Origin of the sequence: Aquimarina pacifica (assembly GCF_000520955.1) — a bacterium.
Classification (GTDB): Bacteria; Bacteroidota; Bacteroidia; order Flavobacteriales; family Flavobacteriaceae; genus Aquimarina; species Aquimarina pacifica.
Map to the genome: position 1 here is coordinate 92,704 of NZ_JACC01000002.1, position 25,603 is coordinate 118,306.

Consider the following 25,603-nt stretch of genomic DNA (forward strand, 5'->3'; position numbering starts at 1 on the left):
ATTATTTAAATTCTACAGAATTTAGGATTAATCCAGAACCCGGAACAATATGTTCTAATGTAATTTTTTCTGCATTAGGATCTAGTGTTTTTTTTATAAAATCAATATCTACTTTTCCTTTTCCCAAATCAAACAATACTCCCATCATTAAACGGATTTGATTTCTTTTAAATCCTTCTCCTTTTACTTGCAATAAATAACTTTTTTCGGGAAAAAAATTAGCCGTAAAAACATCATTTTCTTTGATTTCACAATGCATAATTTCACCATGTAGAATTGTATTTTCTGTAGGACGATGACAATAAGATCTAAAATTATGTTTTCCTTCAAAAAGTTTTGCAGCTTTCTGCATTGAAGAAATATCAAGCTCCTCGCCTACATTATACATAAAAGGAGCACAAAAGGGATGAAACTTCCCTTCACAAGAAAAAAGGTATAAATATTCCTTGCATTTGGGCGACTGTATTATATTGAAAGAAGCGTCAGTCTCTTCAATTCCCAAAGCTCTTATATCCTGCGGTAGATTTTGATTAAACAATGGATAAAACATATCTATATCTAGAGGAGTCTCCTCAACAAAAAGCTCTACATAGGCTTGATTGGCAGAAACTTTTGCATCTGTTCTTCCTGCTGCTAGAACTTTAAATTTTTTATGTTCTAGTACATATGCAATAGTACGTTCTACCATGCGCTGCAATGTATTTACAGTCGGTTGCTTTTGCCATCCATGATATCTGAACCCCAGATATTGCAGCTGTATGATATAATAAAAACGTTTACGAAACATTAAATATACGGTTAGGTGGTGAATATAGACAAAATCTGTATTTCGACGATTATTCTAGAATTTTTAATAACCAAAATATGTTAACAAATATCATATATTTATTATATTTGAGTAGAATCAATTACTAATTTAAAAATCAACTTTAGTTATGGTAAAATCAAAATACCAAAGTGTTCTGGATTTAGGACAAGCGCTTAACATTCAGAATGGTGACGTATCTGAAGAAAATGGTACTTTAAAAATAAAAGGTACTGCAAAAACACAGTATGAAAAGAACCAACTTTGGGATAAAATAAAAGAGATTGGCGGTGAGTCTCCATCAGATATCATGGCCGATATTGATGTTGCCGACACTTCGGTATATCATAGACATATTGTAAAAAGTGGTGAGTCATTAAGTAAGATTGCAAAGCATTATTATGATGACCCAATGAAATATAAAGCAATTTTTGAAGCGAATACAAATATTCTCAAAAATCCAGATGTTATACATCCTGATCAGGAACTTATTATTCCTAATTTATAGAATAAAATTCGTTTTATTAAAAAATTAAGGACTGCAATTTTTGTGGTCCTTTTTTTATGATTTTCTTAAGAAAATTACAGTTTTATAGCCAAAACAATAGGGTTATTCCTTCATTTCTACTAAAAAACAGGGAATTAAATAGTTAATGAAATCATATTTTTTGTACTTTTGTTGTTTACGTAAAATCACAAAACCCTAAAATCACCACAATCATGAAAGGAAAACTACTTCTTTTGTTGCTATTCTTTTGCTTTAATAGTTTCGCGCAATCAGACTCCGACATAAAAATTATTTATGAGTATAAAGATCAGATTATACTGAATAATGGAAAAACGTATAAAGTTTTATCTGATAAACCATTTTATGCTGTGTATGACAATTCAATACAGGTTTATCAAGAAATAGATGAGCATATATTGCGATTGAATCGTGTATTAATTCTCGATAGTGATAACACCAAGGTTAAGTTAATCGAATGGGTTAAGAAAGAAATGAGAATGTATAAATTAAGTGAAGTACAAGATACCGACCTAAAAGACACGAACATATCTTCTGGATACTAGTTACGTTATAATTCTTACTGTTTTTTAAACAACATTTTCACTTATAGCAGTTTTTGCAATCTGTAATATATGATCAAATTGCTCTTGTAGGGTAAGGTTAGAGTTATCTATTTTTATAGCATCCTCAGCTTTTCTAAGGGGTGAGTCTTTTCGTGTGCTATCGATATGATCACGATTGACTACATTTTTTAATACAGCTTCGTAGGTTACGTCTTCTCCCCTTTCTTTTAGCTCTATAAATCTGCGTTCTGCTCTATCTTTGGCGGTAGCTGTCATGAATAATTTAAGTTCTGCATCAGGAAAAACCACCGTACCAATATCTCTTCCATCCATTACAATTCCTTTATTCACACCCATTTTTTGCTGTTGCTCGACTAATTTTTTACGAACTTTTGATATAGCTGCAATTTTGCTAACATGTTTCGAAACAGCCAAGGTTCTTATAATATGCTCTACATTTTCTCCGTTTAGCAAAACTTCTGCCAGTCCTTTTTCAGGGTTCATCTCAAATGTAATATTGATAGCAGGAAGATCTTGTTCTAAAGCTTCTTTATCAAATGTAAATTCATTAATAAAATTTTTTCTCATGGCATATAAAGAAACCGCTCTGTACATAGCCCCTGTGTCTACATAAATATACCCCAATGCTTTTGCCAATTGTTTTGCTACTGTACTCTTTCCTGTAGAAGAATGTCCGTCAATAGCAATTATAATATTTTTATCTTTCAATATAGTTGAGTTTAGTGTGATCCGCCAAAAGTACTTTTGTCAAAAATAACCTAAAATAAAATATCCAAAAAACATCTATTGGTTTAAAAAAAAATCTCCTTACCTAAGAATTTAAATTTCTCCTTGTAATATTAGACAATACCATTAAATAGTCTGAAAACAACTATTCAATGATTTTCAATATAAACTACTTTTTTAATAATTAATAATGTTAAAAACTCTTAATTAAGCAATAATTATAAAGAATCATTGGTTATTACTTTAATAATACGCACACTTCAACGATTAAACACCACTATTAAAACTACGGTTTTAGCCAACAAAATAGACTAACCAAAATACCTATAAAGCCATGGGTTTCTTTGATTTTTTTAACCAAAAAATTGCATTAGATCTAGGTACATCTAATACACTAATTGTATATAAAGGAAAAATCACCATTGATAACCCTTCAATAATAACTATTCATAAACTTACTGGAAAAATTATTGCCGTGGGTAAAGATGCATTAACAACAAAAGATAAAATCAATAAGAATATAAGAACTATTTACCCTTTTAGAAATGGAGTTATCTCTAATTTTGATGCCTCTGAGAAAATGCTAAAAACGTTCATCAAAAAAACATCTTCACTCTCTACCAAATTATTTTCTACCTCATATAGTATGATTATTTCTATTCCTTGTAGAAGTACCAATGTCGAAATTAGAGCAGTACGGCAATCTGCAAAAAGATTAAATGCCAAAAATATATTTCTAGTACATAAACCTATCGCAGCAGCTATTGGTAGTGGTCTTAACATCCTCGCTCCCAAAGGAAATATGATTATTGATATTGGTGGTGGGACAACAGAAATAGCTATAATATCCCTAGGGAAAATTCTAAGTGGACAATCTGTAAAGATTGCAGGAAATGTTTTTGATCAGGATATCGTAAACTATATCAGAGAATATCATGATCTACATATCGGAAAATCTTTGGCCGAAAAAATAAAAATAGAAATAGGATCGGCATTTCCCATTTTAGACAATCCTCCAGAAACAATACAAATAGAAGGAAGAGACGTATCGACAGGTGTAAAAAGACAAATACACTTATCCCATACTGAAATCGAAAAAAGCCTAGATACATCAATAACACGAATAGAGAATGCCATTAGAGAAACCTTATCCGAAATTCCACCAGAAATTTCTGCTGACATCTATAATTCGGGCATATACTTAACAGGTGGTGGGTCAAAACTTAGAGGATTAGACAAAAGATTATCAAGAAATACTGAGTTACCCATACATCTTGGTGAAAAGCCATTAAAAGCTGTTATTAACGGTAGTAATAAAATTCTAACAAATCTAAACCGCTATAATTGTGTTCTTATATAACACAGTTTATATAGGCATAGCTCTTCTCTACCCGATTAAATTCTAACAAATAAATACGCCGTGTTTTTCTATAAAACACGGCGTATTTATTTGTTTGCACTATGTATACTTAAAGTTTTTTGGCATTTTTAACCTTAGTACGAGTAACAGCAAGTTTGAGAACATCTTCCATATCCTTAACATAATGAAACTTAAGTCCTTTAAGATATTCTGATTTTATTTCCTCAATATCTCTTTTATTATCTGCACAAAGTAAAATTTCTTTTATATGCGCTCGTTTGGCTGCCAATATTTTTTCTTTTATTCCACCGACAGGTAATACTTTTCCTCGTAATGTTATTTCGCCAGTCATGGCTAAACTTTTCTTTACTTTACGTTGTGTAAACAATGACACCAAAGATGTTAACATCGTAATTCCTGCACTTGGACCATCCTTTGGCGTTGCTCCTTCAGGAACATGAATATGCACATTATAATTACTAAAAATCTCTGGATTAATACCTAAATCATCTGCATTTGCTTTGATATATTCCATAGCAATTGTTGCTGATTCCTTCATTACCTTCCCTAGGTTACCGGTTATAGTAAGTACTCCTTTTCCTTTAGAAAGAATTGATTCTATAAATAAGATATCACCACCCACACTTGTCCATGCAAGCCCTGTAACAACACCTGCAACTTCATTATTTTCATATTTGTCGCGCTCTAACCTAGGCACTCCCAAAACTTCTATAACATCTTCATTACTTATTTTGACATTATACTCCTCTTCCATAGCAATGTTCTTGGCTGCATATCGGACCATTTTCGCAATTTGCTTTTCTAATCCTCGAACACCAGATTCACGCGTATATCCTTCTACAATTTTCTCTAATTGTACTTTACCTATTTTGATGTGAGATTTATTTAGTCCGTGTTCTTTTAACTGCTTAGGTAATAAGTGTTGTTTTGCAATTTCAACTTTTTCTTCAATTGTATACCCTGTAACATTAATAATCTCCATTCTGTCACGAAGTGCAGGTTGTATTGTCCCTAAACTATTTGAAGTTGCAACAAACATAACTTTAGAAAGGTCAAATCCCATTTCTAAGAAATTATCATGAAATTTTGAGTTCTGTTCAGGATCCAAAACTTCTAATAAGGCAGAGGATGGATCGCCTTGACTACTTACAGATAGTTTGTCTATTTCATCTAATACAAATACCGGATTACTTGTTCCTGCCTTTTTAAGACTTTGTATTATTCTACCTGGCATAGCGCCAATATAGGTTTTTCTATGTCCGCGTATTTCTGCTTCATCACGCAATCCTCCTAATGAAATTCTCACATATTCTCTTCCTAATGCTTCTGCTATAGATTTACCTAAGGATGTTTTACCTACCCCAGGAGGTCCGTATAAACATAAAATAGGAGACTTCATATCATTACGAAGCTTTAGAACAGCCAAGTATTCGATAATACGTTTTTTTACTTCATCTAAACCATAATGATCTCTATCCAGAATTTCTTTAGCTTGTTTTAAGTCAAATTTATCTGTACTATATTCATTCCATGGTAAGTCGAGAAATAAGTCAAGGTAATTGCGTTGTATTGAATATTCTGCTACTTGCGGATTCATGCGTTGCATTTTAGCAAGTTCTTTGTCAAAATGTTTCTTTACGTCTTCTCCCCATTTTTTATCTTTACTCTTTTGTCGCATTTCTTCGATTTCATCCTCATGCGATACACCACCAAGTTCTTCCTGAATGGTTTTCATCTGTTGATGCAAGAAATACTCACGTTGCTGCTGACTCATATCATGCTGCACCTTATTCTGAATATCATTCTTTAATTCTAACTTCTGAAATTCGACATTCATGAATTTTAAGGTAGCCAAGGCTCGCTCTTGTAAATCATTAATCTCTAAAAGTTTCTGTTTTTCTTCTACAGGAAGGTTTAGATTAGAAGAAACAAAATTGATCAAAAAAGAATTACTTTCTATATTCTTAATGGCAAAAGATGCTTCTGTAGGAATATTAGGACTCTCTTTAATAATTTCTAAAGCCAGATCTTTGATCGAATCAATAATTGCATTAAATTCTTTGTCTAATTTTTCTGGTCTTGCTTCAGGGACTTCTCTTACTTTGGCTTTAATATAGGGTTGTTCTTCAACAATCTCATCTATATTAAATCGTTTTTTTCCTTGAAGAATAACCGTAGTATTTCCGTCAGGCATTTTAAGCACCCTTAAAATACGAGCCACAACACCAACTTTATTAATATCCTTAAGAGAAGGGTCTTCTACACCTTCTTCTTTTTGAGAAACTACACCAATGGTCTTGTTATCGTTATTTGCATCATTAAGAAGCGTTATAGATTTATCCCTTCCTGCAGTAATAGGAATAACTACTCCAGGAAATAAAACTGTGTTTCTAAGAGGAAGAATCGATAACACTTCAGGTAAATCTTCTTTATTTATTTCTTCTTCATCCTCAGGAGTCATTAAAGGTATTAACTCTGCATCTTCTTCTATGCCCTGAAATGACAAACTGTCAAGTGTTGTAAATTTGGTTTTAGCCATATGTATATATCAAGGTCATTTTGTCACAACGACAAAAGACTCTTTTTTTATTTAACGTTTTGAAAATCATTGAAAACCTAACAAAATCCGATAAACAAAGGGGATTACAGTTAAATTCATTTATTTATAATTCAATTGTTATGCCATAAGCTTTAAAAAAAATTAAAAACTGTAACAAAACATATCAAAGCATATCTTTATACAAAAGTAAATTATTTTTTTTGTTACTAACCAAACTAAATACAGATCAATTAATAGCAAAATGTCGTGAGCGAGATCAAAATGCGCAGCTCGAAACATATACACGCTATTATAAAGCTATGTACAATGCTTCTTTAAGAATTGTAAAAGATTCGGCAGAAGCCGAAGATATTATGCAAGAGGCATTTCTCACAGCATTTACAAAGCTCCCAATGCTAGAGGATAATAAAATGTTCGGAGCATGGCTTAAGAAAATAGTTATTAATGCAAGTTTGACAGCTTCGCGTAAAAGAAATAGTTATAATGAAGTAGATATCGACACTATTGAGTACTCACTTACTGATACAAATGGGATTTCTGAAGAAAGTTTATCTTCAGTTAAAGTCCAAACAATAGTATCGACACTATCAAAACTAAAAGACAGTTATAGCTCTATACTATCACTACACTTCATAGAAGGATATGATTACGAAGAAATTTGCCAGATTATGGATATATCATATGCAAATTGTCGAACGTTAATTTCGAGAGCAAAAGAAAGTTTAAGAAAAAAATTAGAACAAACATGAAAACGGATAAAATAGAAGAACTGTTTGAAGGCATGAAAGATCAATTAGACATTCATGAACCCTCAGATAATCATAAGATCAGGTTTCTCAAAAAATTGCAAGAAGAAGAGTCAGAAAAAGTAGTTTCTATACAGCCCAAAACAACATATTGGCTCAAGGCTATTTCTATTGCAGCATCAATTAGTATTATTTTTGGTGTTTCTTTTTTAGCCATTACATTTGACCCTAATAAGGAAGTAGAGTTGGCAACTGTTTCTATACAGATGGAAGAAACTCAAAGTTTTTTTACTTCGGCAATCGAAGTTCAATTAGAAGAAATTAATAAAGTCTCTTCACCCGAAACTACAAAAATAGTCACCGACGCAATGACACAGTTAGAAAAATTAGAATCTGACTATGAAACTCTTAAAAAAGATTTATTTAAAAGCGGTAATGACAAACGTGTTATTAGTGCTATGATTAGAAATTTTCAAAAACGTGCAAATCTTCTTGAGAATGTGCTTCAAAAAATAAATGATATTAACAACTTTAAAACCTCCCGAAATGAAAACACTATCATATAATATAATTATCCTGTTTTTCTTTCCGTTAATACTTATGAGCAATACTCATGAAAAACTGAGAGGAAAATACACCAAAGAAAAAACGCTCAAAAAAGAATTTACTGTAGATAAAAATGCAGTATTAAAAATAAGTAACGACTATGGTAATCTCGATATAACATCTTGGAATGAAAATAAAATTGTCATTGATGTAAGTATTAAGGTAAGTGGTGATAGCGAAAACAGTGTTATCAAAAAACTAGAATCTATAAATGTTGACTTTTCGGCTTCACCTCAATCAGTCTATGCAAAAACTACCTTTAGCAAAGGTGATATGTCATGGTGGGAAAAATGGACTCGCAGCTGGAACGGAAAATTAAATATGGAAATAAATTATACAGTAAAAGTGCCTATTACTAATCACGTAGAACTTGACAATGATTACGGAAGCATTACATTGGATAAAACTCAAGGGAATACAAAGATAAATTGTGATTACGGTCAAATCATATTAGGAGAATTACTTAGCGATGAAAACTATATTAATATTGACTATACCAATAATAGCTCTATTGCATATTTAAAATCAGGGAAAATCAATGCAGACTACTCAGATTTCGAAATTGAAAACAGTGATCAAATTGATCTTAATGCCGACTATACAGAATCAAAATTCAAGAATATAAAATACCTGAATTACAATTGTGACTATGGTGGCCTCAAAATAGAAAATGGAGGCAAAATAATCGGTGATTCAGATTATGTCGACACAAAAATAGGCAACATTTCAAAAGAACTTTCTGTAAATTCTGATTATGGTTCTATTACTATAAATCAGTTACAACCTGCTTTTGAGAGTATTAATATTAAAACAGATTATACCAGTGTTATTATTGGATATGAAACTGAATGTTCTTTTAATTTTTCAATAAAAGCATCCTATGGTGGTATTAAACTAGATGAAAGTATACTTGTCAATAAAAAATATGTAAAAGACAATAAGAAAGACTATCAAGGATATTACGGACAATCAGAAAGCCCAAGTAATATTAATATTAGTGCCAGCTATGGAGGAATTAAACTAAGAAAAAACTAATACTTTATAAATAATCAAAATAAGAATTCGATGAAAAAATTGGGAATTATATTAGTTATCATATGTTGTAATACAATATCGCTACATGCACAATGGTGGGGCAATGGAAAAAAAATTAATGGAGATGGTAATGTGGTTACTAAAAATAGAACCATACCAGAATATGACCAGATAAAAGTGAAAGGAAGTCTTGATGTTGTTTTAGTATCCGGGACAGAAGGAAAAATAACTATTGAAGGGGAAAGTAATCTAATTGATTATATAAAAACAGAAGTCCAAAATGACGTCTTAAAAATTTATGTTCAAAAAGGGTATTATATAAAACCTTCTTACAACAAAAAACTTCTTATTACAGCTCCTTTTAAAGATATTACACAAGTTACATTATCAGGTTCTGGAGATATTAATGGGTCTGATGTCATTAAAGCATCTAATTTCAAAACTTCTGTATCGGGATCTGGAGACATCAAACTAACCGTTGAAGCTGATAAAGTTTGGGGACAAGTTTCTGGTTCTGGAGATTTAATACTTATCGGAAGTGCAGAAAATTTAAGTACCAACGTCGCAGGATCTGGCGACATAAGTGCATACGATCTAAAAGCGCAAAATGTTACTGCAAATATATCGGGTTCGGGAGATATCGAAGTCTCTACCTCTTCATCTCTAAAAGCTCGTATAGCCGGTTCGGGTAATATATTTTATAAAGGGGAACCCGAAATAGAAGATAAAAAAGTGTCTGGTTCAGGAGACATTAGAAAACTATAATCACTGGTTAAAACCCTAAAAAAACAAGAAATATTTCATTATTTCTATTTTTACTACATTTTACAATAAAAAACTGTTTAATTAGTTACTATTAAACAGTTTTTTTTATGCATAATAATCAGTATTTTTGATACAATGCTTTTTTTTAACAGGAAAAACGTAAGGAGAGCAAAAACAGGAAAAATTCACCCCCAAACAGAAGTACATTGTCATTTTTATCAAAAAAAGATATTCCTCTAGAAGAATTTATTCCAGATGGATATATAGACATTCACTCGCATCTTTTACCAGGTATAGATGATGGCGTAAAAACTATGTATCAGTCTGCATATATTCTAGAGAGGTTTGAAAGAATGGGTGTAAAAAAAGTAATTACTACACCTCATGTTATACAAGATGTATGGCCAAATACATCGCATACAATACAAGAAAATTTACAGGAAATTAAAGACATCATTGTTGCCCTAAATATCCGAAAATTAGAATTACAGGCAAGCGCAGAATATATGCTAGATGATTTATTTTATTCTCGAATCAAATCAAAAGATATTCTGCCATTACATAAAAATTATATTCTGGTAGAGATGTCTACTTTTGGACCACCTATGAATATAAGCGAATTTTTATTCGAAATTAAGTTGGCGGGATACATCCCTATTCTTGCACATCCCGAAAGGTATTCTTTTTATCATGACGATCTCAAGAAATTTGATGAATTAAAGAAATCTGGATTCCTATTTCAAATCAATTTACTGTCTTTATCTGGATATTATGGGGAACGAGTACAAAATATGGCAAAAAGACTTATGAGTCTAGATTACATAGACTTTACTGGCACGGATATACACAATTATCACCAACTAGGAGTATTAGAACAAGGGTTTCAACCCAAAATAGCAGAAAAAGTAAGCGAATTAATGCAAAATAACGCTATTTTTTCTTAGACTTTTTATCTCCATATCCATACCCATAGTTATACCCTACTTTGGTTCCTGCAGCATTAAGTAATACTGCCATGTTTGGTAAACGTTTCTCTTTATAAAAATTCTCTGGAATCTGTAGAATTCTTTTATCAGAATAATTCTCTCTTACGATATAAATACATAAATCAGCAAATTTGGCTATCAATAACGTATCAGTTACCATACTTACTGGTGCCGTATCTACTACAACATAATCAAATTCTTTTTTAAGATAATCAAACATTTCAATCACTCGATCCTGCATCAAAAGTTCTGCAGGGTTCGGAGGAACTGCTCCAGAGGGAATAATATAAAAAGAATTCTCCTCTTTATCTTTATATGAGATATCCTGAGGCTTTAACTCCTTATTCATAATAAAATTCGTAAGACCTTTTGTTTCTTTACCGCTGGGCAAATCAAAAAACCTATGAAACTTCGGATCACGTAAATCTGTACCCAAGTAAGCAACTCTTTTTCCTGAAATAGCCAACGTTTTTGCCAAGTTCGTTGAAACTAATGTCTTCCCTTCTCCTGAAATAGTGGATGTTACAAAAACAATTTTTCCTTCATCTCCACTTTTTCCTGCCATAAGAAAATCCAAGTTGGTCCTCAATATCCTAAACGCCTCTGCGATTCCTGATCGATCATTTTGAGAAACCATAATTTTCTTCTTGGTCTTAACCTTAGGGATAGAACCAATAATTGGCATTGATAGTACTTTTTCTAGATCTTCACGTGAATTGATCTTTACATTTAATAAGTCTGAAACATATATAATTAAGAATGGTATTATAAATCCAAAAAATAAGGCTCCAACATAAGTCATTTTTTTATTAGGAGACACAGGATAAGAGCCTAAAGTAGAAGCTTTATCTATCACTCTTGCATTAGATAGTGTTATATGACTAGTGATCTCTGCTTCTTCTCTCTTTTGCAATAAATACAGATAGAGTTGTTCTTTAATAGTTTGCTCTCGCTCAATTACTCTTAGATCTTTTTGTCTGGTAGGCGCGCTATAAAGCTTACCGCTAAAATATTGATCCTGAGTCTTCAAACTCTTCATTCGAATATTTATTGAACTCCTTAGACTATTTAAACTACCAATAAGAACTTGACGCAAACCATCAATCTGCTGATCTATATTAACAACAACAGGGTTTTGTGCACTTGATGATCTTAATAAGCGTTGTCTTTGTAATATAAGACCGTTATATCTAGATACAGTACTAGTAATTGTTGGGTCGTCAAAACCTAAATTAGCAGGAACAAGATCATATTTCCCTTCTTGGCTCAAAACAAACCTTCGCATTGATCCAATTAAATTAAGTTGTGTATTTAATTGTGCTATTTCCTGGGCATTTCTAGAATCTATATCTGCTACTCGTTGTGTTTGTGCACTTATATCATTAGTCAAGCCATACCTAGAAAGGTATCCAGCTGCCTCATCATCAACTTGAGTTAAATCTCCAGAAATAAGATTTAAACGATCATTAATAAACTCTGCCGTTCTGGTAGATGCCTGTTTCTTAGATTCTATTGTTGCCTTATTATACTCTTCGACAAGATTATTTATAATATCCTTTGCTTTTTCGCTTACAGGATCATTAAGTGATAATCGAACAATTGATGAATTCTTAACTGGTGTAATAGACACCCTATTTCTATAGGATTCTGCAACCATCTTTACCGGTGATATTTGAATCTTTATTACCTTTCCTATATATTTTTCTAATTTATCTGTGTTGGGCGTTATAACAATATCCCCTACACTACTATCAATTGTTTTCCCAAAAGAATGATCACTTAATTTTTCGCCTTTATCATTTATAAAAGAAAAAGAAGTCCCTGAGTTAATTGAAACGTGAAATATTTGTGATTTCTTCTGGATAATAGAATCGTGGGATAAAAAATTAATTTCTACTAAAGATTTTGGATAATTTTCTACTTCTAAAATTCTTCCTTCGCTAAAATACCTAACATTAAGTTTTAAATTATTAACCACATTTGTCAATAATGTCCTGGATTTAATAAGTTGAATTTCATTCTGAATCATGTTCTTTGATTCATCAAACAATCCTAAATCCTTAAAGGCAGATAATTCTGAATCACTAATACTCTCATCTTGCGAAACAATTATAGTTGATGAGACATTATATTGAGGAATCGTATAGCGCATATAAACATATGCTAATGACAAACAAACAATAGTACTTAGAGCAAACCAATACCAATATTTAAGATACTTTATTATCTGATCTCTTAGATCAAAGCCAAAACTAGAAGAAGACTCTATAGCAGTATTTGTTGTAGGTGAATTATTCGTGTTAGAAATCATAGGTTTTTTTAATTATCGTAGGATCAGGGCTGCAACAGATATTAAGACTCCAACTATACTAACAACAATCCCTACGGTATTATTTCGTGTTTTGGACTCTCTTATTCGTGCATCATTGGGTTCTATATAAAGTACGTCATTTTGGGCCAAATAATAGACAGGAGACTCAAAAATAGACTTAGAAGTTAGATCAACGCGATGATACGTATTAACACCATCATTCTCTCGTATTACTACCACATTTTCTCTTTTACCTCTAATAGTGGTATCTCCTGCTAAGCCAAGTGCTTCTATAACAGTTATTCGCTCATTTGGTATTGTGTATGATCCCGGTCTAGATATTTCTCCCAAAACTGTTATTTTAAAGTTTTTTAGCCGTACACTAACAATCGGATCATTTATATACACTTTCAGCTTTTCTTTAATCAGTTCTTTAACCTGCGTACGTGTAAGACCAGCTATTTTCATTCTTCCTAATACGGGGTAATCAATATTCCCTTCTTCGTCAATAAGATATGTCGGCTCAGAAGAGGTTCCTGCATCTGCTCCACCACCGGTTACCGAAGATGTTGAAAGGGATGCTCCCCGCATTAAATTAAAAGGTCTTGCAGCATCCATATCTGCTGCTGAAATAAAAATACTAACAACATCATCAACCTTAAAAACGGGAGTAAAGGTATTGGTTGAAGAAATTTCTTCTAAATTTTGAGATTCTTGAAAATAGACAACATCAGTAGGAACTTTACATGAAAATGATGTCACTACTATTAAAATTAAACACAAAATTCTATTTCTCATACTTTTTCCTTTATTATAAATAATGCTTAGTATCATTTTCAAAAAACAACAACCCAAAATCAGAAAACATTTCGGTATTATTCATTGATTAAGATATTAAAATAAGCAAAAAGATACCAATTATTTTTATTGGTATCAATTTATTATTTCAACAATACTTATATATACTGTTTTTTTATTCCCTATGTTATGCTACTGAACTCATATTGAGCTACCAAAGACTTAGATAAAAGTTAGTTGTATTCCCTTAAAATTAAACTAAAACTTTTCTTTGCTTGTTCATACTATCTTTGTTTATTTTATCAATACTTTCAAAAGTAGAGTTTTTAGAAATAAATTCTGGAACAATTTCTTTTAATTTTCCTACTATTTGATGATCCTGATTCAATAAATTCATTGCACAAAGACTGTCTATCTTTTCTTTGATATAATCATAATTACTATCGTCATGCTTACTGATCATAATTTTCTTATGATATGTCGGCAATGTATTTTCTGTATCTGCCAGTAATTCTTCATATAATTTTTCTCCTGGTCGTAACCCTGAAATTTTGATATCTATATCATCTGGGTATGTTAGACCAGAAAGTCTAATCATCTTTTTAGCCAAGTCAAAAATCTTAACAGATTCTCCCATATCAAAAATAAAAATCTCACCTCCATTACCCATTGTACCTGCCTCTATAACCAATTGAGATGCTTCTGGAATTGTCATAAAGAAACGAGTTACGTCTTTGTGAGTTACCGTCAATGGACCTCCTTTTTGAATTTGTTTCTTAAATAAAGGAATTACAGATCCATTAGAACCCAACACATTACCAAACCTAGTTGTAATGAATTTTGTTTTACTAGTCTTATGCAAGCATTTGATATACATCTCGGCTGCTCTTTTAGTGGCTCCCATTACATTTGTAGGGTTTACAGCTTTATCTGTTGATACAAATACAAATTTATCAACTCCAAAAGCAGAAGACAAATCTGCCAATTTCCTTGTACCTAATACATTAATCTTAATAGCCTCACTAGGATTGTTCTCCATCAAAGGTACATGCTTGTATGCCGCTGCATGGAACACCATATTGGGTCTATACTTCTTAAATATAGTCTCTATTCTTTCATGATCTCTAATATCTGCAACAATTGGTGTAAAGTTCACAACTCCTTTACTCAACAATTCCTGTTGCAAATCATATAATGGTGATTCTGCCTGATCAACCAATATCAACTGCTTATAACTATAGTAAGATGCTTGTCTCACAATCTCACTACCGATGGATCCTGCGGCTCCTGTAATCATAATCACTTTGTCAAGAAGTTCTTCCTTGATATTTTGATTATCCATACTAATAGGAGCTCGATCTAATAAATCCTCTATCTGTATTTCTTTAATTTGAGAAATCTTTAATTTACCATCGATCCAGTCATTTACTGCAGGTATAATTTTTACGGTAACAGATAACTTTAACAGTCTATCAGAGATTTCTGATAAACGTTTTTTACTTATGTGAGGAATCGAAACTACGATTTCTTTAATATTGTTTTTGGTAATAAAGCTTTGATTAACTGTCTTAGAAGAGTATACTTTGATACCATTAATAGTTTTACCAATTTTTTGAGTATTATCATCAACAAATCCAAAAACTGATAAGGATCTATTAGAATCATTTGTTATTGCAGCAAGAGTTATCAAACCAGAATCACCTGCTCCATAAATCAAAACTCTAGATGTCTCTCCTAGTTTTGATTTAACATAATAATAGCAATACTTGAATATTAAACGACTGGTAGTAAGCGTAATAATATTAAGTAAATAGTGAATACAAATAATCGATATAGGAATGTTTAATATATCCGGCATCAATGATAGCCTACTAGAAGCCATCAAAAACCCTGTAAAACATATTAAAACTGTAACAGATAGAAAAAGATTATATGCATCTCTCATACCAGTATGCCTAACAACTCCCTTATAAGACCCTATTAATAAAAAACTTAATATTGCAAGAGCTGTCATAACAGGAATCTGATAGAACAGGGATGCACTTTCTTCGTTAAGAGTAATCCCAAATCGTATCACATAAGCCAAAAAGAAATTAAATATTGTAATTACAACATCAATGAACAGTACAAGCCATTTAGAGGCGTGTTTATGCGAGTTATTAATTAAGTATTCCTTGATCATCTCACTACATTTTTAATTATTGACGCAATTCTTACTAAATCTTCTTTTTCAAGATTAGATCCACTTGGTAAACATAGACCTCGATCAAATAAATCATCAGAAACTCCATTAAGAAATGTATCACACTTTGCAAAAACGGGTTGCTGATGCATCGGTTTCCATAACGGTCTGGATTCTATATTCTCGTTTGCCAATGACGCACGTATCTCTTCGCGCATTTCATAGGAACTGGTTTCTATACAAGACAACCATCGATTAGAATACACCCCTTTAGGTTCATCTAAGAATGATATCCCAGAAAATTCTTCTAAATTTTCTTTATAAAACTCATAATTACTCCTTCTCTTTTGTACATGATCATCAAGAACTTCCATTTGTCCTCTTCCGATTCCTGCAGCAATGTTACTCATTCGATAGTTATACCCTATTTCTGAATGCTCATAATGAGGAGCATTATCTCTAGCCTGTGTAGAAAGAAAAATTGCTTTGTCTTTGTAAGCTTGTTTCTTCGATAGTAAAGCCCCGCCTCCTGAAGTAGTAATAATTTTATTACCATTAAATGAAAGTATGGCGATATCACCAAAAGTTCCGCATTTAATCCCTTGATAAGAACTACCTAAGGATTCTGCACTATCTTCTAAAATTGGAATTTCATATTCTGTAGCAATAGCATGTATTTCTTCAACCTTGTATGGCATACCATATAAATGTACCGCCACGATTGCTTTAGGCTTTTTACCTTTAGCAATTCTATCTTTTATTGCAATTTCTAATTGCTCAGGACACATGTTCCAGGTATCTTTTTCGCTATCTACAAATACTGGAGAAGCACCTAAATATACTATTGGATTGGCTGAAGCGGCAAATGTCATACTCTGGCACAACACTTCATCACCGTAGCTAACTCCTAACATCTGCAAACCAAGATGCAAGGCCGCGGTTCCAGAACTTAATGCTGCAGCATGAACACCTTCTTGAAGATACGATTCGATATCGCTTTCGAGTCCATTCACATTAGGACCCAAAGGTGCTACCCAATTGGTATCAAATGCTTCTTGCACATATTTTTGCTCTGATCCACCCATATGCGGTGAAGAAAGCCATATTTTTTTTGAATCAATTATATTCATAATTTTCCCATTAATTATTGAACAATAATTTAACTTGAATATACATCATACATTATGTATAAAATAAATCAGTATTTTCTAAATGACAATCTAAAAACGCTGGAAGAAAGGGGGGTAGAACTTCCTGTATTGAATTTACTTTAAATTTGTTTTCTAAACAAAAATAGCTCAGTTAAATTAATTAACAATTTAAAATCTAATTTTTTAGACACAATACTCAAAAAACACGTTAAATGACCCATATTGACTTACACACCTACATAAAATACGGCAATACCGTAAGAAAATTATTATTTAAACATCAAAATATACTTGTATAAAAAAATCGGAATCCTTTTTTGTTTAACAAAAACTCCTCATAATTAAATATTTAACATTTTTTAATAAACAATTATTAACACTATATAGCGTGTTTTTTACTTTTAATTTTTCCATAGTACAACAATACTTTAGTTTCACTTAAATATATGTTTTTGAAACTAAATATTTTAACACTTTCCAGATATAATACCAAAAAAGACGTTAAAATCAACTATTTTGTTTTTAATTTTATCATTTCCCCCAGAACGCAAAATTAGTTAAACTAGTTACAATAGTACTGCTATTTTTCATAAATTTTATTAGTGTAACACCTATTTATTATGGGGTTATTTTCCCCTTGATAATTGCACCTTACTCTTGCTAAAACATACATTACAAGGCATCTAAAAAATACTTAATTAAATACTTGATATATACAATTAAATGTTTAACATTTACTCCTCTAAAAACAAGGGTAATTTTCACCTTTTTTTGGATAATTCTTCCCCGAATTTTATGATTACTGTAAAGTAAAAAAGAGCGCGACCTACATTATAAATTATATTTTAATGTTATTTAACTCTATAAGCTTTTTTATATTTCTGCCAATAGTATTTATTCTATATTGGTTTGTTTTTTCTAAAAAAACAAGCTTCCAAAATGCCTTTATTCTTATTGCTAGTTATGTATTTTACGCCTTATGGGATTGGCGATTTTTATTTCTTATACTTGCCAGTACCCTTGTTGACTACTTTATGGGACAATTAATTTTCAAAAGTCCTTCTGGCAAAAGAAGAAAAACTTGGCTTTGGATTAGTATTCTATTTAATATTGGACTTTTGGGGTTCTTTAAATACTATAACTTTTTTGTAGAATCTTGGATTGATCTTCTTAACACCGTTGGGTATCCTATCACGAATACTTGGACATTACAAATCATTTTACCTGTAGGTATTTCGTTTTACACTTTTCAGACAATGTCTTATTCATTAGACATATATTATAATCGATTAACTCCGACAAAAAACTTTATATCCTTTGCTACTTTTGTTGGCTTTTTCCCTCAATTAGTAGCAGGTCCTATAGAACGTGCCTCTAATCTTCTAACTCAATTATCAAAAAAAAGAAATTTTGATTACAGACAGTGTACCGATGGATTAAAACTTATTCTTTGGGGACTATTCAAAAAAGTAGCTATTGCAGATGCCATTGCGCCAATTGTAGATGATATTTTTGCTAACTATACTGATCACCCTGCTTCTACCCTAATCCTTGGTGTTTGTTTATTTAGTTTTCAGGTTTATGGTGATTTTAGTGGATATTCTGATATTGCTATCGGTACATCTAAGATGTTAGGAATCGAATTAATGTCAAATTTTAAGTTTCCGACTTTTTCTAGAAATGTGGCAGAATATTGGCAACGATGGCATATTTCGCTGTCAACTTGGTTTAGACATTACCTATATATTCCCTTGGGAGGAAGCAGAGGTAGTAAACTCTCCTCTGTAAGAAACATATGTATTATATTCATAGTAAGTGGTTTTTGGCATGGCGCTAATTGGACCTTTATTGCTTGGGGAGCCATTCATGCACTTTTTTATATCCCTGTTTTTTTAATGGGAAAAAATCGAATTTACATGAATAATGTGGTTGCAGAAAACAGAATGCTTCCGTCATTAAAAGAAGTGCTACAAATCATATCAACCTTTATATTGGTTACATTTTCACGAATATTTTTTAGATCAGAGTCTATCACTGATGCCTGGGGTTATTTAAAACGAATATTTTCCGATTTTTCTTTTGAACAGTATCACCACCCCCTTGGTTATCGCATGATAGATTACTTTATCCTATTAGGAATATTCATTTTATACGAGTTTAGAATCAGAAGAGATGAACGATCGCCCTTTAAGTTTAAATCTCGTATTGTTCGATTTGCTGCTTATACTTTGGTTATTTTAAGTATGCTCCTATTTTTTGACGATACTACTGATAGATCCTTTATATATTTTCAATTTTAAAAATTATGAAAAAACTTATTTTTAAAAGTTCACTATACCTATTCTTACTACTTATTACATTAGAGGTATTGGTTAGGGTTTTTTATTTAGGAAAAGATAATCCAACACGACTTCTTGATGAACACAAGGTAGAAAAATGGAAACCTAATCAGCATGGGTACTCTGTAACGGGAAATAGAAAACAAAACTTTTCTGAGTTTAATATTAATAGTTCTGGTTTTAATTCTTATCGAGAATTCAACCCCAAACACGGTAAAATAGAGGTTGCTCTTGTCGGAGACTCTTTTATTGAAGGATTTCATCAGCATTACTATAATTCAATTGGTAAAAAAATTGAAAAATTTATACCCGAAATAGAAATTTATGAATATGGGTACGCGGGATATGATTTTGCTGATCAACTACATTTAATTCATTCATACCAAAAGGATTTTGACCTTATTGATCATGTTATTTTAGGAATTAAATTCTCTAATGATCTAGAACGCGACACATATGAGGTAGTAACCAGTAGACTAGCTCTTGAGTCTCCTTTAAACAAAACACTAAAAAAAAGTAAATTACTTGTCTATTGCAGTAGTATTGGCGTTTTAGATCCTCCACAAATATTCATCCGTAAGGCTATTAATCTTTTTCGTCCTAAACAAAAAAAAGAGCTGGTAAACAACCACATTACTCCTAAAGACAAAGAAGAATTAGAAAGAAAATACCTCGCTAATTTCGAACATTTGGTAACAAAATATGGATATGATAAAAAAAGATTTACACTTCTTCTTGATACTAGGATCACTCCTACTCTTTTCTTGTCATACCTAAAAGAAAATGAATATTCATACATTGACTTTTCGTCTTCATTTACCTCTTCTGACCAGCCTACTACATTAATATATGACAGACACTGGAACAACCATGGTAGAGAATTAATAGCCAACGTTATCTCTGAACATATTCAGAAAAAACGTCTTATATCACAACAATTCATTTGTGATTTCTAGTATTAATTATAAGCATAAAAAGTCACTTTTTGGGCTTTTGATGTTCCTTGAATTATATAAGATCGTGGATCTTTATTACATTCTAACACCTTAATATTACTGATATGTTCTGTAGCAGAAAACAAAAAGTCTAAAACCGGTTTTCGAAGAAATGAATAAGCTTCTGTAGTATAATCAATTAGAGTATGTTCTTCGCCTTGTTGTTGTATTTTGTCTAAAGAAAATATCTCAAAAGACTCCTCTTTACTCTCTTGTTTTTTAAATTTTAATTTCAATGCATTATATGACTGATACGCTATTTTAAAAACAAATTCTTTGAATGCTACTTTTATATACTCCTTAGTCCCATGTAGTCTACAACTTAAACTTTTTTTGGGGTAAATAATCCTGTGTTCAAAAGTATAAATATGATTACACCATTCCTTTTTGTATTGCATATCCCCCATTCCCATCTCATAAGAATCATATTGATTAGTAATACACCAATCTAAGTTTTTATAGATTTCGATAGTACCTAATCCAAACTTTGAGTAATCTATATCATATGATGAGACAGCACTAAACATTCGTTTCTCAAAATGATTATTGAGAGCAACCACAATAGGAACATCATCTGCATATATAACAAACAATGATGCCTTCTTATCATTTATTAAAGAAAAAAAAGTCTCATGATAATGATCCCACCTCAATAAAGCTTTACTAACATCATTACGTTGCTCGAATCTTCTGACCAACATCTCCTGAAGAGATTTCATCAAAAAATCATATTGTTCTTTTTCAATTTCTCCGTAAAAAGTTTTGTAAGAAATATTAAAACATGTCTCTAATCTTCTTAATGTTCTTCTAAGATTTTTGGCTTTCCTCTTAAAACGGTTTTTGATATAAGAATCTACGGTATCGAATCCTTTGAAAAATATAGCATATCCTTTAAAAAATTGCCTAACACTTTTACACCCAAAAACTGTTTCATCAATTTTTGGATCTAAATAATCCGGCACAAACATTATAGAATAAATAATACTAGAAGTATTTACTTCTTCTTTGATATAGTCTGAATTAATAACAACTTCTTTTGGCTCCTGACAATTTATTTGTGAAAAAATATTTGGAATAATATTCTTTTCATAAATCGAAAAAAAGTAATCAAGTTGTTTTTTTTTCATTTACTAGATCTATAGAATGGAAAAAAGTGAGTATCGAAATCTTCTTTTGATAAATTTAAATATTTTTCTTTATTACAAGCAAGACATAATTCTTCATGTACCTCTTGATTAATTATTTTCCTACCTGTATAAAAAATTGCAGGTTCATCTTTAGGAAAAAGAGCTTTCTTACTTCGATACAACCCATCTCCATCTTTGACACCACCACCTAAAACGTAATTTTTCTTTTGGGCATTAATTGCCCACTCAATTATTTTTACTCTCAAAAAGTCATTGGGTCGGTAACTAAAATACTCTGCATTCGTACCACCAAGAAATGCATAAATTGTTTGTTTATAGCTTATAATTAGTTCTACCGAAATAGGAATATCTTCATAATATGCAACTGCAATAGAGAAATTTTCTAAATTCGACAGAATCAGATTTTCAAAATATGTATCAGAAAAAAAGTGGGTACTATCCGCATTATTGCGATTCATCGTATCCACATATATATAATTGAAAATTTTTATTAAATCAGTTGTAATTTCTTTATTATGAAATATTTTAAAGTCTAAATTATATTGAATAGCTTTTCTGTAATTATTCCTTACTTTAGGGTTAAAAGCTGTCCATTGCTCTTCAAAATTGGAAAATAAATTACCTCGTATATTAGATAATGTTTTAACAATCGATCCTGAATAATGTTGATGGTTACCATTAAGGCTAAAACGCACAAATTCGGTAACTATATTATTCTCTGCGTACCATTGATCCACTTGTTCCCAAAATTCTACTAAATCTTCGGATATAACAGATTCTTGCATTATGGGACCACAATATCCCCATGGGCTAATCACATCATAATATGGACTTGATGTATTATTATAGGATATTTCTCTAATAATGAAAGGCATCACAATTATAGCAGTATTATCTTTTTCGAATGAGAAATAGTTTAGCTTACCAAAATCCTTATCAAAAGGACGCATATGCTCTACAGAATAATACACGCTATTATTCGAGTTTGCAATAAGCCATTCCTTGTATTCTGCGACATTTATGCTATCTTCAAGACTTTTTATTGATATTTTGTAATTTTGTTTCAAGTGTAAAAAGTATTATTAGTTGGTGATGTAAATTACATTCGGGGTATATATACTAAACGTCACTTTTTAAATCATTTTTCAAAAAAATAGGTGTGCATTTGCTCTGACAAAAGTTTTGACAGCCATATAATTCTTCCGCAATGTTCTACGTGCCATACTGCTTTACCTTCTAACAAGTTACCTGCCAATAAAGGCCCAACGATATGCAAGTTATCAGATGCCTCTAAGGCCTCATTTACATCAATACCTATTCTAGAATTATTTGGTTTACAAAAACCTTTTTGCACCACATTTGCTAATAATTCAGGTACATCTTCTTGAGAAAAATTAGTGCTTCCGACACAATTAATCACTAAGTGAACAGGAACATCAGATACCATATTTGTACCAGATGCGGTATCTAGATATTCTAAGAAATATTCATTTGTATCTGCCTTATTAATCGTTACAAATCTTCCGGCAATATGATCAAATCGCTCTTCTTTTTTTAATTGATCTATGTTTTTAGAATAATGAAAACCTGCACATCGCTGACGACGTCCAATATCATTTCCATATCGGCATGCAAAAGTTCTTAATTCTTCCTCATCAAGTTTTCCTAACAATGCCCCAAATGCACTAGAAATAATTCCTACGGTAGATGCAGGACCCAAATTAATCTCATCTGCATAATCTAGATCTTTATAAGTTGCATCAGCTATTTCTTTTGCTGTCAAACTACTAGCATTTGACAATGCTTTCAAATTATTTGGAACAAAGGTTTTCATCCTTTCTTCATCAGGAACCGCATCAGGTAGCAACCCTTGTGTAGATAACACAGTGAATTTATTAATTTTCGAAGCTATACCTTCTACATCATTAAGTTTATATAATAACTCTAGTCCGCTCGCATTTGCTCCCACTATTAAGACATTAGTGTTTTCGTTTTTTCGGTTTGAAACAAATTGATCAATCTTTTTAAGAACCTTCTTTAATTCTGGTTGATACGGATTATTGACAAAAAGTAATTTTTCTTCTTCGACCAATGGTGCATTTTTCCATAAGTAACGCACTGGTAAAGAACCTACAGAAAGGACTACTTTCTTAGAATAGATAATATTTTTGTTTTTAAGGATAATTTTATACCCTCCATTGTTTTTATCTAGATCTATGGCCTCGGCCTCAATATAATTGATTGCAATTTGCCCCTTTTGTTTTGCATGGCTAATACACTCTGTTATTTTTTCTTCTAAGTATTTTCCAAAAAAGCGTCTCGGAACGAATAAAGGTTCCCAATCATTATTCTGTATCCTTTCGCTATGGGTATCTATCCAGTTTGCTGCCAGTTCTCCTCCTTCTTTTCTAAATTCATCTAACAACCAATATTTATTTTTATTTAGCCACTCTATGAATACTCCCAATTCTGGTTCGGGTAAAAAATTCTTTAATGATGTTATTAAGTGTACAGAAAAACCTGATCTTTCGCCATAAGGTATTCCTAAATGAAATTCACTATACTTATCAATTACATTAATTGTAATTTTTCTTTTGACCTCTTGATCTTTGATTTTATTCAAAAATTGTAAAATCGTAAAAGAGGAAGAGATTCCTGATCCTATAAAAGTAAGATCAGAAGGATTATTTGGATCAGAGACAATACCTTGTGGTTTTTTAGTTCTAAGTACCCGACCCGGATTACCGGCAAGCACTACATAATCTGGGACATCTCTAATAATTACTGTTCCTGCACCAATAAGTGTCTCTTCGCCAATCTCTTTTATACCAGTCATGGCAGTAACTCCCATACCTATATAAGCATTTCTTTTAACATGAATCAGTGCACCTATATTCACTCCTGAGGACATAAATACACCGTCTTCTAAGGTTGCATGATGTGCAATTGTACTTCCACTATTGATCATTACATAATTACCAATAGTCGTATGAGGCATGACAGAATTTCCTGCAAGCATATATACCGCTTCTCCTAAAATTACATCGGGAGCTATAGATACTGTGTGATGCAAAAATCCGGGGATACCATACCCTTCTTTTTTTAGTGTAGATAAATATTCTATTCGTACCGAATTGATCCCAATCGGACAATAGACATCTTGAATTTTTTCTTTGAACTCATCAAGAAATAAATCAGTATATTTTCCTAATACAGGAATACCAATTACCTCTTTACCCAATAAATCAGGATTATCATCCATAAAACCAATAAGGTTAATACCGGCTTCTTTTAAATAGGATGCATATACCTGTCCTTGGGTTCCTGCTCCAATAATTACTGCTGTTTTCATTCGGTTAGTTATTTCCATTAAAAGTAGGCATATTTACATTTTCACCACTATTAATGTCTTCTTTATAAACCACTTTCTTAATGGTTAAAAGAATTATTTTAATATCAGTTTTAAAAGATACGTTTTGAGTGTACCACACATCTAGTTTAAATTTTTGACTCCATGATATAGTATTCCTTCCATTTATTTGAGCCCAACCTGTTATTCCTGGTCGCACATCATGGCGTTTACTTTGTTCCTCACTATATAAAGGAAGATATTTTACCAGCAAAGGTCTAGGACCTATAAGACTCATATCTCCTTTAAGAACATTAAATAACTGTGGTATTTCGTCTAAGGAATATTTTCTTATAAACTTCCCTGTTGCGGTAATCCTTTGTTCAAAAGGAAGCAATTCGCCATCGCTGTCCTTTTTATCGTTCATACTTTTGAATTTTATAATCTTAAAAACTCGTTCTTTTTTACCAGGACGTGGTTGAAAAAAGAAAGGTTTACCCCCATTAGTAAACATCAAAATTAATGTCGTCACTAATAAGACTGGTGATAGCATAACAATTCCTATTAAGGCTATTACAAAATCAAAAAAACGTTTAAAAAACAATGTATACATATGACTTACTCGTTT

The 25,603-nt window shown here is 31.6% G+C and carries 21 protein-coding genes; 10 read left to right on the forward strand and 11 right to left on the reverse strand.

What is annotated here, in order from left to right; translation table 11 throughout:
- Position 1 precedes the first annotated feature (1 nt).
- On the reverse strand, positions 2-787 hold the full coding sequence (locus tag DZ60_RS0101470) for a tRNA pseudouridine synthase A (protein ID WP_025739856.1): 786 nt from the start codon (positions 785-787) through the stop codon (positions 2-4).
- 148 nt (positions 788-935) lie between these two features.
- On the opposite strand from DZ60_RS0101470, the gene DZ60_RS0101475 reads away from it, so the two are divergent.
- Together DZ60_RS0101475 and DZ60_RS0101480 are read left to right on the forward strand one after the other, a co-directional pair.
- Positions 936-1,313, forward strand: a complete 378-nt coding sequence (locus DZ60_RS0101475) for a LysM peptidoglycan-binding domain-containing protein (protein ID WP_025739857.1) — start codon at positions 936-938, stop codon at positions 1,311-1,313.
- A 212-nt stretch (positions 1,314-1,525) separates the two neighbouring features.
- Entirely contained in the window at positions 1,526-1,876 is a 351-nt protein-coding gene (locus DZ60_RS0101480) for a hypothetical protein (protein WP_025739859.1), read from the forward strand.
- A 24-nt stretch (positions 1,877-1,900) separates the two neighbouring features.
- On the opposite strand, the gene cmk is transcribed toward DZ60_RS0101480, so the two are convergent.
- The gene (gene cmk / locus DZ60_RS0101485; protein ID WP_025739860.1) at positions 1,901-2,605 is read right to left on the reverse strand and encodes a (d)CMP kinase; all 705 of its coding nucleotides are present in this window, start codon (positions 2,603-2,605) and stop codon (positions 1,901-1,903) included.
- A 352-nt stretch (positions 2,606-2,957) separates the two neighbouring features.
- On the opposite strand from cmk, the gene mreB reads away from it, so the two are divergent.
- The gene (mreB, locus tag DZ60_RS0101490) at positions 2,958-3,983 is read left to right on the forward strand and encodes a rod shape-determining protein (RefSeq protein WP_025739862.1); all 1,026 of its coding nucleotides are present in this window, start codon (positions 2,958-2,960) and stop codon (positions 3,981-3,983) included.
- A 109-nt stretch (positions 3,984-4,092) separates the two neighbouring features.
- Here the strand turns inward: mreB and lon are convergent, their stop codons facing one another.
- Positions 4,093-6,543 carry an endopeptidase La gene (lon, locus tag DZ60_RS0101495; protein WP_025739863.1) on the reverse strand — a complete coding sequence of 817 codons (2,451 nt, stop codon included), beginning with the start codon at positions 6,541-6,543 and terminating at the stop codon, positions 4,093-4,095.
- 221 nt (positions 6,544-6,764) lie between these two features.
- Here lon and DZ60_RS0101500 point away from each other — a divergent pair, with 221 nt between their 5' ends.
- The 5 genes from DZ60_RS0101500 to DZ60_RS0101520 all read left to right on the forward strand — a co-directional run bounded on the left by DZ60_RS0101500 (position 6,765) and on the right by DZ60_RS0101520 (position 10,660).
- Positions 6,765-7,313 (forward strand): RNA polymerase sigma factor, encoded by a 549-nt coding sequence (locus DZ60_RS0101500; protein ID WP_025739865.1) that lies wholly within the window; start codon positions 6,765-6,767, stop codon positions 7,311-7,313.
- Positions 7,310-7,876, forward strand: coding sequence for a hypothetical protein (locus DZ60_RS0101505; RefSeq protein ID WP_025739867.1), 567 nt, complete (start codon positions 7,310-7,312; stop codon positions 7,874-7,876). The genes DZ60_RS0101500 and DZ60_RS0101505 overlap by 4 nt, the downstream gene beginning before the upstream one ends.
- Positions 7,857-8,951, forward strand: coding sequence for a DUF4097 family beta strand repeat-containing protein (locus DZ60_RS0101510; RefSeq protein ID WP_025739869.1), 1,095 nt, complete (start codon positions 7,857-7,859; stop codon positions 8,949-8,951). The genes DZ60_RS0101505 and DZ60_RS0101510 overlap by 20 nt, the downstream gene beginning before the upstream one ends.
- A 30-nt stretch (positions 8,952-8,981) precedes the next feature.
- Positions 8,982-9,716 (forward strand): head GIN domain-containing protein, encoded by a 735-nt coding sequence (locus DZ60_RS0101515; protein ID WP_025739871.1) that lies wholly within the window; start codon positions 8,982-8,984, stop codon positions 9,714-9,716.
- Between the two features lie 206 nt (positions 9,717-9,922).
- Positions 9,923-10,660, forward strand: coding sequence for a tyrosine-protein phosphatase (locus tag DZ60_RS0101520; protein ID WP_025739873.1), 738 nt, complete (start codon positions 9,923-9,925; stop codon positions 10,658-10,660).
- Here the strand turns inward: DZ60_RS0101520 and DZ60_RS0101525 are convergent.
- The 4 genes from DZ60_RS0101525 to DZ60_RS0101540 all read right to left on the reverse strand — a co-directional run bounded on the left by DZ60_RS0101525 (position 10,647) and on the right by DZ60_RS0101540 (position 17,123).
- Positions 10,647-13,013 carry a GumC family protein gene (locus DZ60_RS0101525; protein WP_025739875.1) on the reverse strand — a complete coding sequence of 789 codons (2,367 nt, stop codon included), beginning with the start codon at positions 13,011-13,013 and terminating at the stop codon, positions 10,647-10,649. The genes DZ60_RS0101520 and DZ60_RS0101525 overlap by 14 nt on opposite strands.
- A 12-nt stretch (positions 13,014-13,025) precedes the next feature.
- A complete protein-coding gene (locus DZ60_RS0101530; protein WP_025739877.1) occupies positions 13,026-13,811 on the reverse strand; it encodes a polysaccharide biosynthesis/export family protein in 786 nt (261 codons plus the stop codon).
- A 253-nt stretch (positions 13,812-14,064) separates the two neighbouring features.
- Complete coding sequence (locus DZ60_RS0101535; RefSeq protein ID WP_025739878.1) at positions 14,065-15,993, reverse strand: polysaccharide biosynthesis protein; 1,929 nt, start codon at positions 15,991-15,993, stop codon at positions 14,065-14,067.
- Complete coding sequence (locus DZ60_RS0101540) at positions 15,990-17,123, reverse strand: DegT/DnrJ/EryC1/StrS family aminotransferase (RefSeq protein WP_034228321.1); 1,134 nt, start codon at positions 17,121-17,123, stop codon at positions 15,990-15,992. Before DZ60_RS0101540 ends, DZ60_RS0101535 begins: the two co-directional genes overlap by 4 nt.
- Positions 17,124-17,992: 869 nt before the next feature.
- Here DZ60_RS0101540 and DZ60_RS0101545 point away from each other — a divergent pair.
- Positions 17,993-19,444, forward strand: coding sequence for an MBOAT family O-acyltransferase (locus tag DZ60_RS0101545; RefSeq protein WP_025739880.1), 1,452 nt, complete (start codon positions 17,993-17,995; stop codon positions 19,442-19,444).
- A gap of 5 nt (positions 19,445-19,449) precedes the next feature.
- Positions 19,450-20,439: a hypothetical protein gene (locus tag DZ60_RS0101550; protein WP_025739882.1), complete on the forward strand. Its 990-nt coding sequence runs from the start codon at positions 19,450-19,452 to the stop codon at positions 20,437-20,439.
- A 2-nt stretch (positions 20,440-20,441) separates the two neighbouring features.
- Here the strand turns inward: DZ60_RS0101550 and DZ60_RS0101555 are convergent, their stop codons facing one another.
- The 4 genes from DZ60_RS0101555 to DZ60_RS0101570 form a co-directional block, all read right to left on the reverse strand.
- Entirely contained in the window at positions 20,442-21,605 is a 1,164-nt protein-coding gene (locus DZ60_RS0101555) for a GNAT family N-acetyltransferase (RefSeq protein ID WP_025739883.1), read from the reverse strand.
- A complete protein-coding gene (locus tag DZ60_RS0101560) occupies positions 21,602-22,693 on the reverse strand; it encodes a GNAT family N-acetyltransferase (RefSeq protein WP_025739885.1) in 1,092 nt (363 codons plus the stop codon). Before DZ60_RS0101560 ends, DZ60_RS0101555 begins: the two co-directional genes overlap by 4 nt.
- A gap of 71 nt (positions 22,694-22,764) precedes the next feature.
- Positions 22,765-24,978, reverse strand: a complete 2,214-nt coding sequence (locus tag DZ60_RS24600; protein WP_025739887.1) for an FAD/NAD(P)-binding protein — start codon at positions 24,976-24,978, stop codon at positions 22,765-22,767.
- A gap of 4 nt (positions 24,979-24,982) precedes the next feature.
- Complete coding sequence (locus tag DZ60_RS0101570) at positions 24,983-25,588, reverse strand: sugar transferase (RefSeq protein WP_025739888.1); 606 nt, start codon at positions 25,586-25,588, stop codon at positions 24,983-24,985.
- Positions 25,589-25,603 lie beyond the last annotated feature (15 nt).

Bases quoted from the DNA above. Each gene is read 5' to 3' on its own strand.
- DZ60_RS0101470 (WP_025739856.1), bottom strand. From the start codon at position 787: ATGTTTCGTAAACGTTTTTATTATATCATACAGCTGCAATATCTGGGG.
- DZ60_RS0101475 (WP_025739857.1), top strand. From the start codon at position 936: ATGGTAAAATCAAAATACCAAAGTGTTCTGGATTTAGGACAAGCGCTT.
- DZ60_RS0101480 (WP_025739859.1), top strand. From the start codon at position 1,526: ATGAAAGGAAAACTACTTCTTTTGTTGCTATTCTTTTGCTTTAATAGT.
- mreB (WP_025739862.1), top strand. From the start codon at position 2,958: ATGGGTTTCTTTGATTTTTTTAACCAAAAAATTGCATTAGATCTAGGT.
- lon (WP_025739863.1), bottom strand. From the start codon at position 6,543: ATGGCTAAAACCAAATTTACAACACTTGACAGTTTGTCATTTCAGGGC.
- DZ60_RS0101505 (WP_025739867.1), top strand. From the start codon at position 7,310: ATGAAAACGGATAAAATAGAAGAACTGTTTGAAGGCATGAAAGATCAA.
- DZ60_RS0101510 (WP_025739869.1), top strand. From the start codon at position 7,857: ATGAAAACACTATCATATAATATAATTATCCTGTTTTTCTTTCCGTTA.
- DZ60_RS0101515 (WP_025739871.1), top strand. From the start codon at position 8,982: ATGAAAAAATTGGGAATTATATTAGTTATCATATGTTGTAATACAATA.
- DZ60_RS0101525 (WP_025739875.1), bottom strand. From the start codon at position 13,013: ATGATTTCTAACACGAATAATTCACCTACAACAAATACTGCTATAGAG.
- DZ60_RS0101530 (WP_025739877.1), bottom strand. From the start codon at position 13,811: ATGAGAAATAGAATTTTGTGTTTAATTTTAATAGTAGTGACATCATTT.
- DZ60_RS0101535 (WP_025739878.1), bottom strand. From the start codon at position 15,993: ATGATCAAGGAATACTTAATTAATAACTCGCATAAACACGCCTCTAAA.
- DZ60_RS0101540 (WP_034228321.1), bottom strand. From the start codon at position 17,123: ATGAATATAATTGATTCAAAAAAAATATGGCTTTCTTCACCGCATATG.
- DZ60_RS0101545 (WP_025739880.1), top strand. From the start codon at position 17,993: ATGTTATTTAACTCTATAAGCTTTTTTATATTTCTGCCAATAGTATTT.
- DZ60_RS0101550 (WP_025739882.1), top strand. From the start codon at position 19,450: ATGAAAAAACTTATTTTTAAAAGTTCACTATACCTATTCTTACTACTT.
- DZ60_RS0101555 (WP_025739883.1), bottom strand. From the start codon at position 21,605: ATGAAAAAAAAACAACTTGATTACTTTTTTTCGATTTATGAAAAGAAT.
- DZ60_RS24600 (WP_025739887.1), bottom strand. From the start codon at position 24,978: ATGAAAACAGCAGTAATTATTGGAGCAGGAACCCAAGGACAGGTATAT.
- DZ60_RS0101570 (WP_025739888.1), bottom strand. From the start codon at position 25,588: ATGTATACATTGTTTTTTAAACGTTTTTTTGATTTTGTAATAGCCTTA.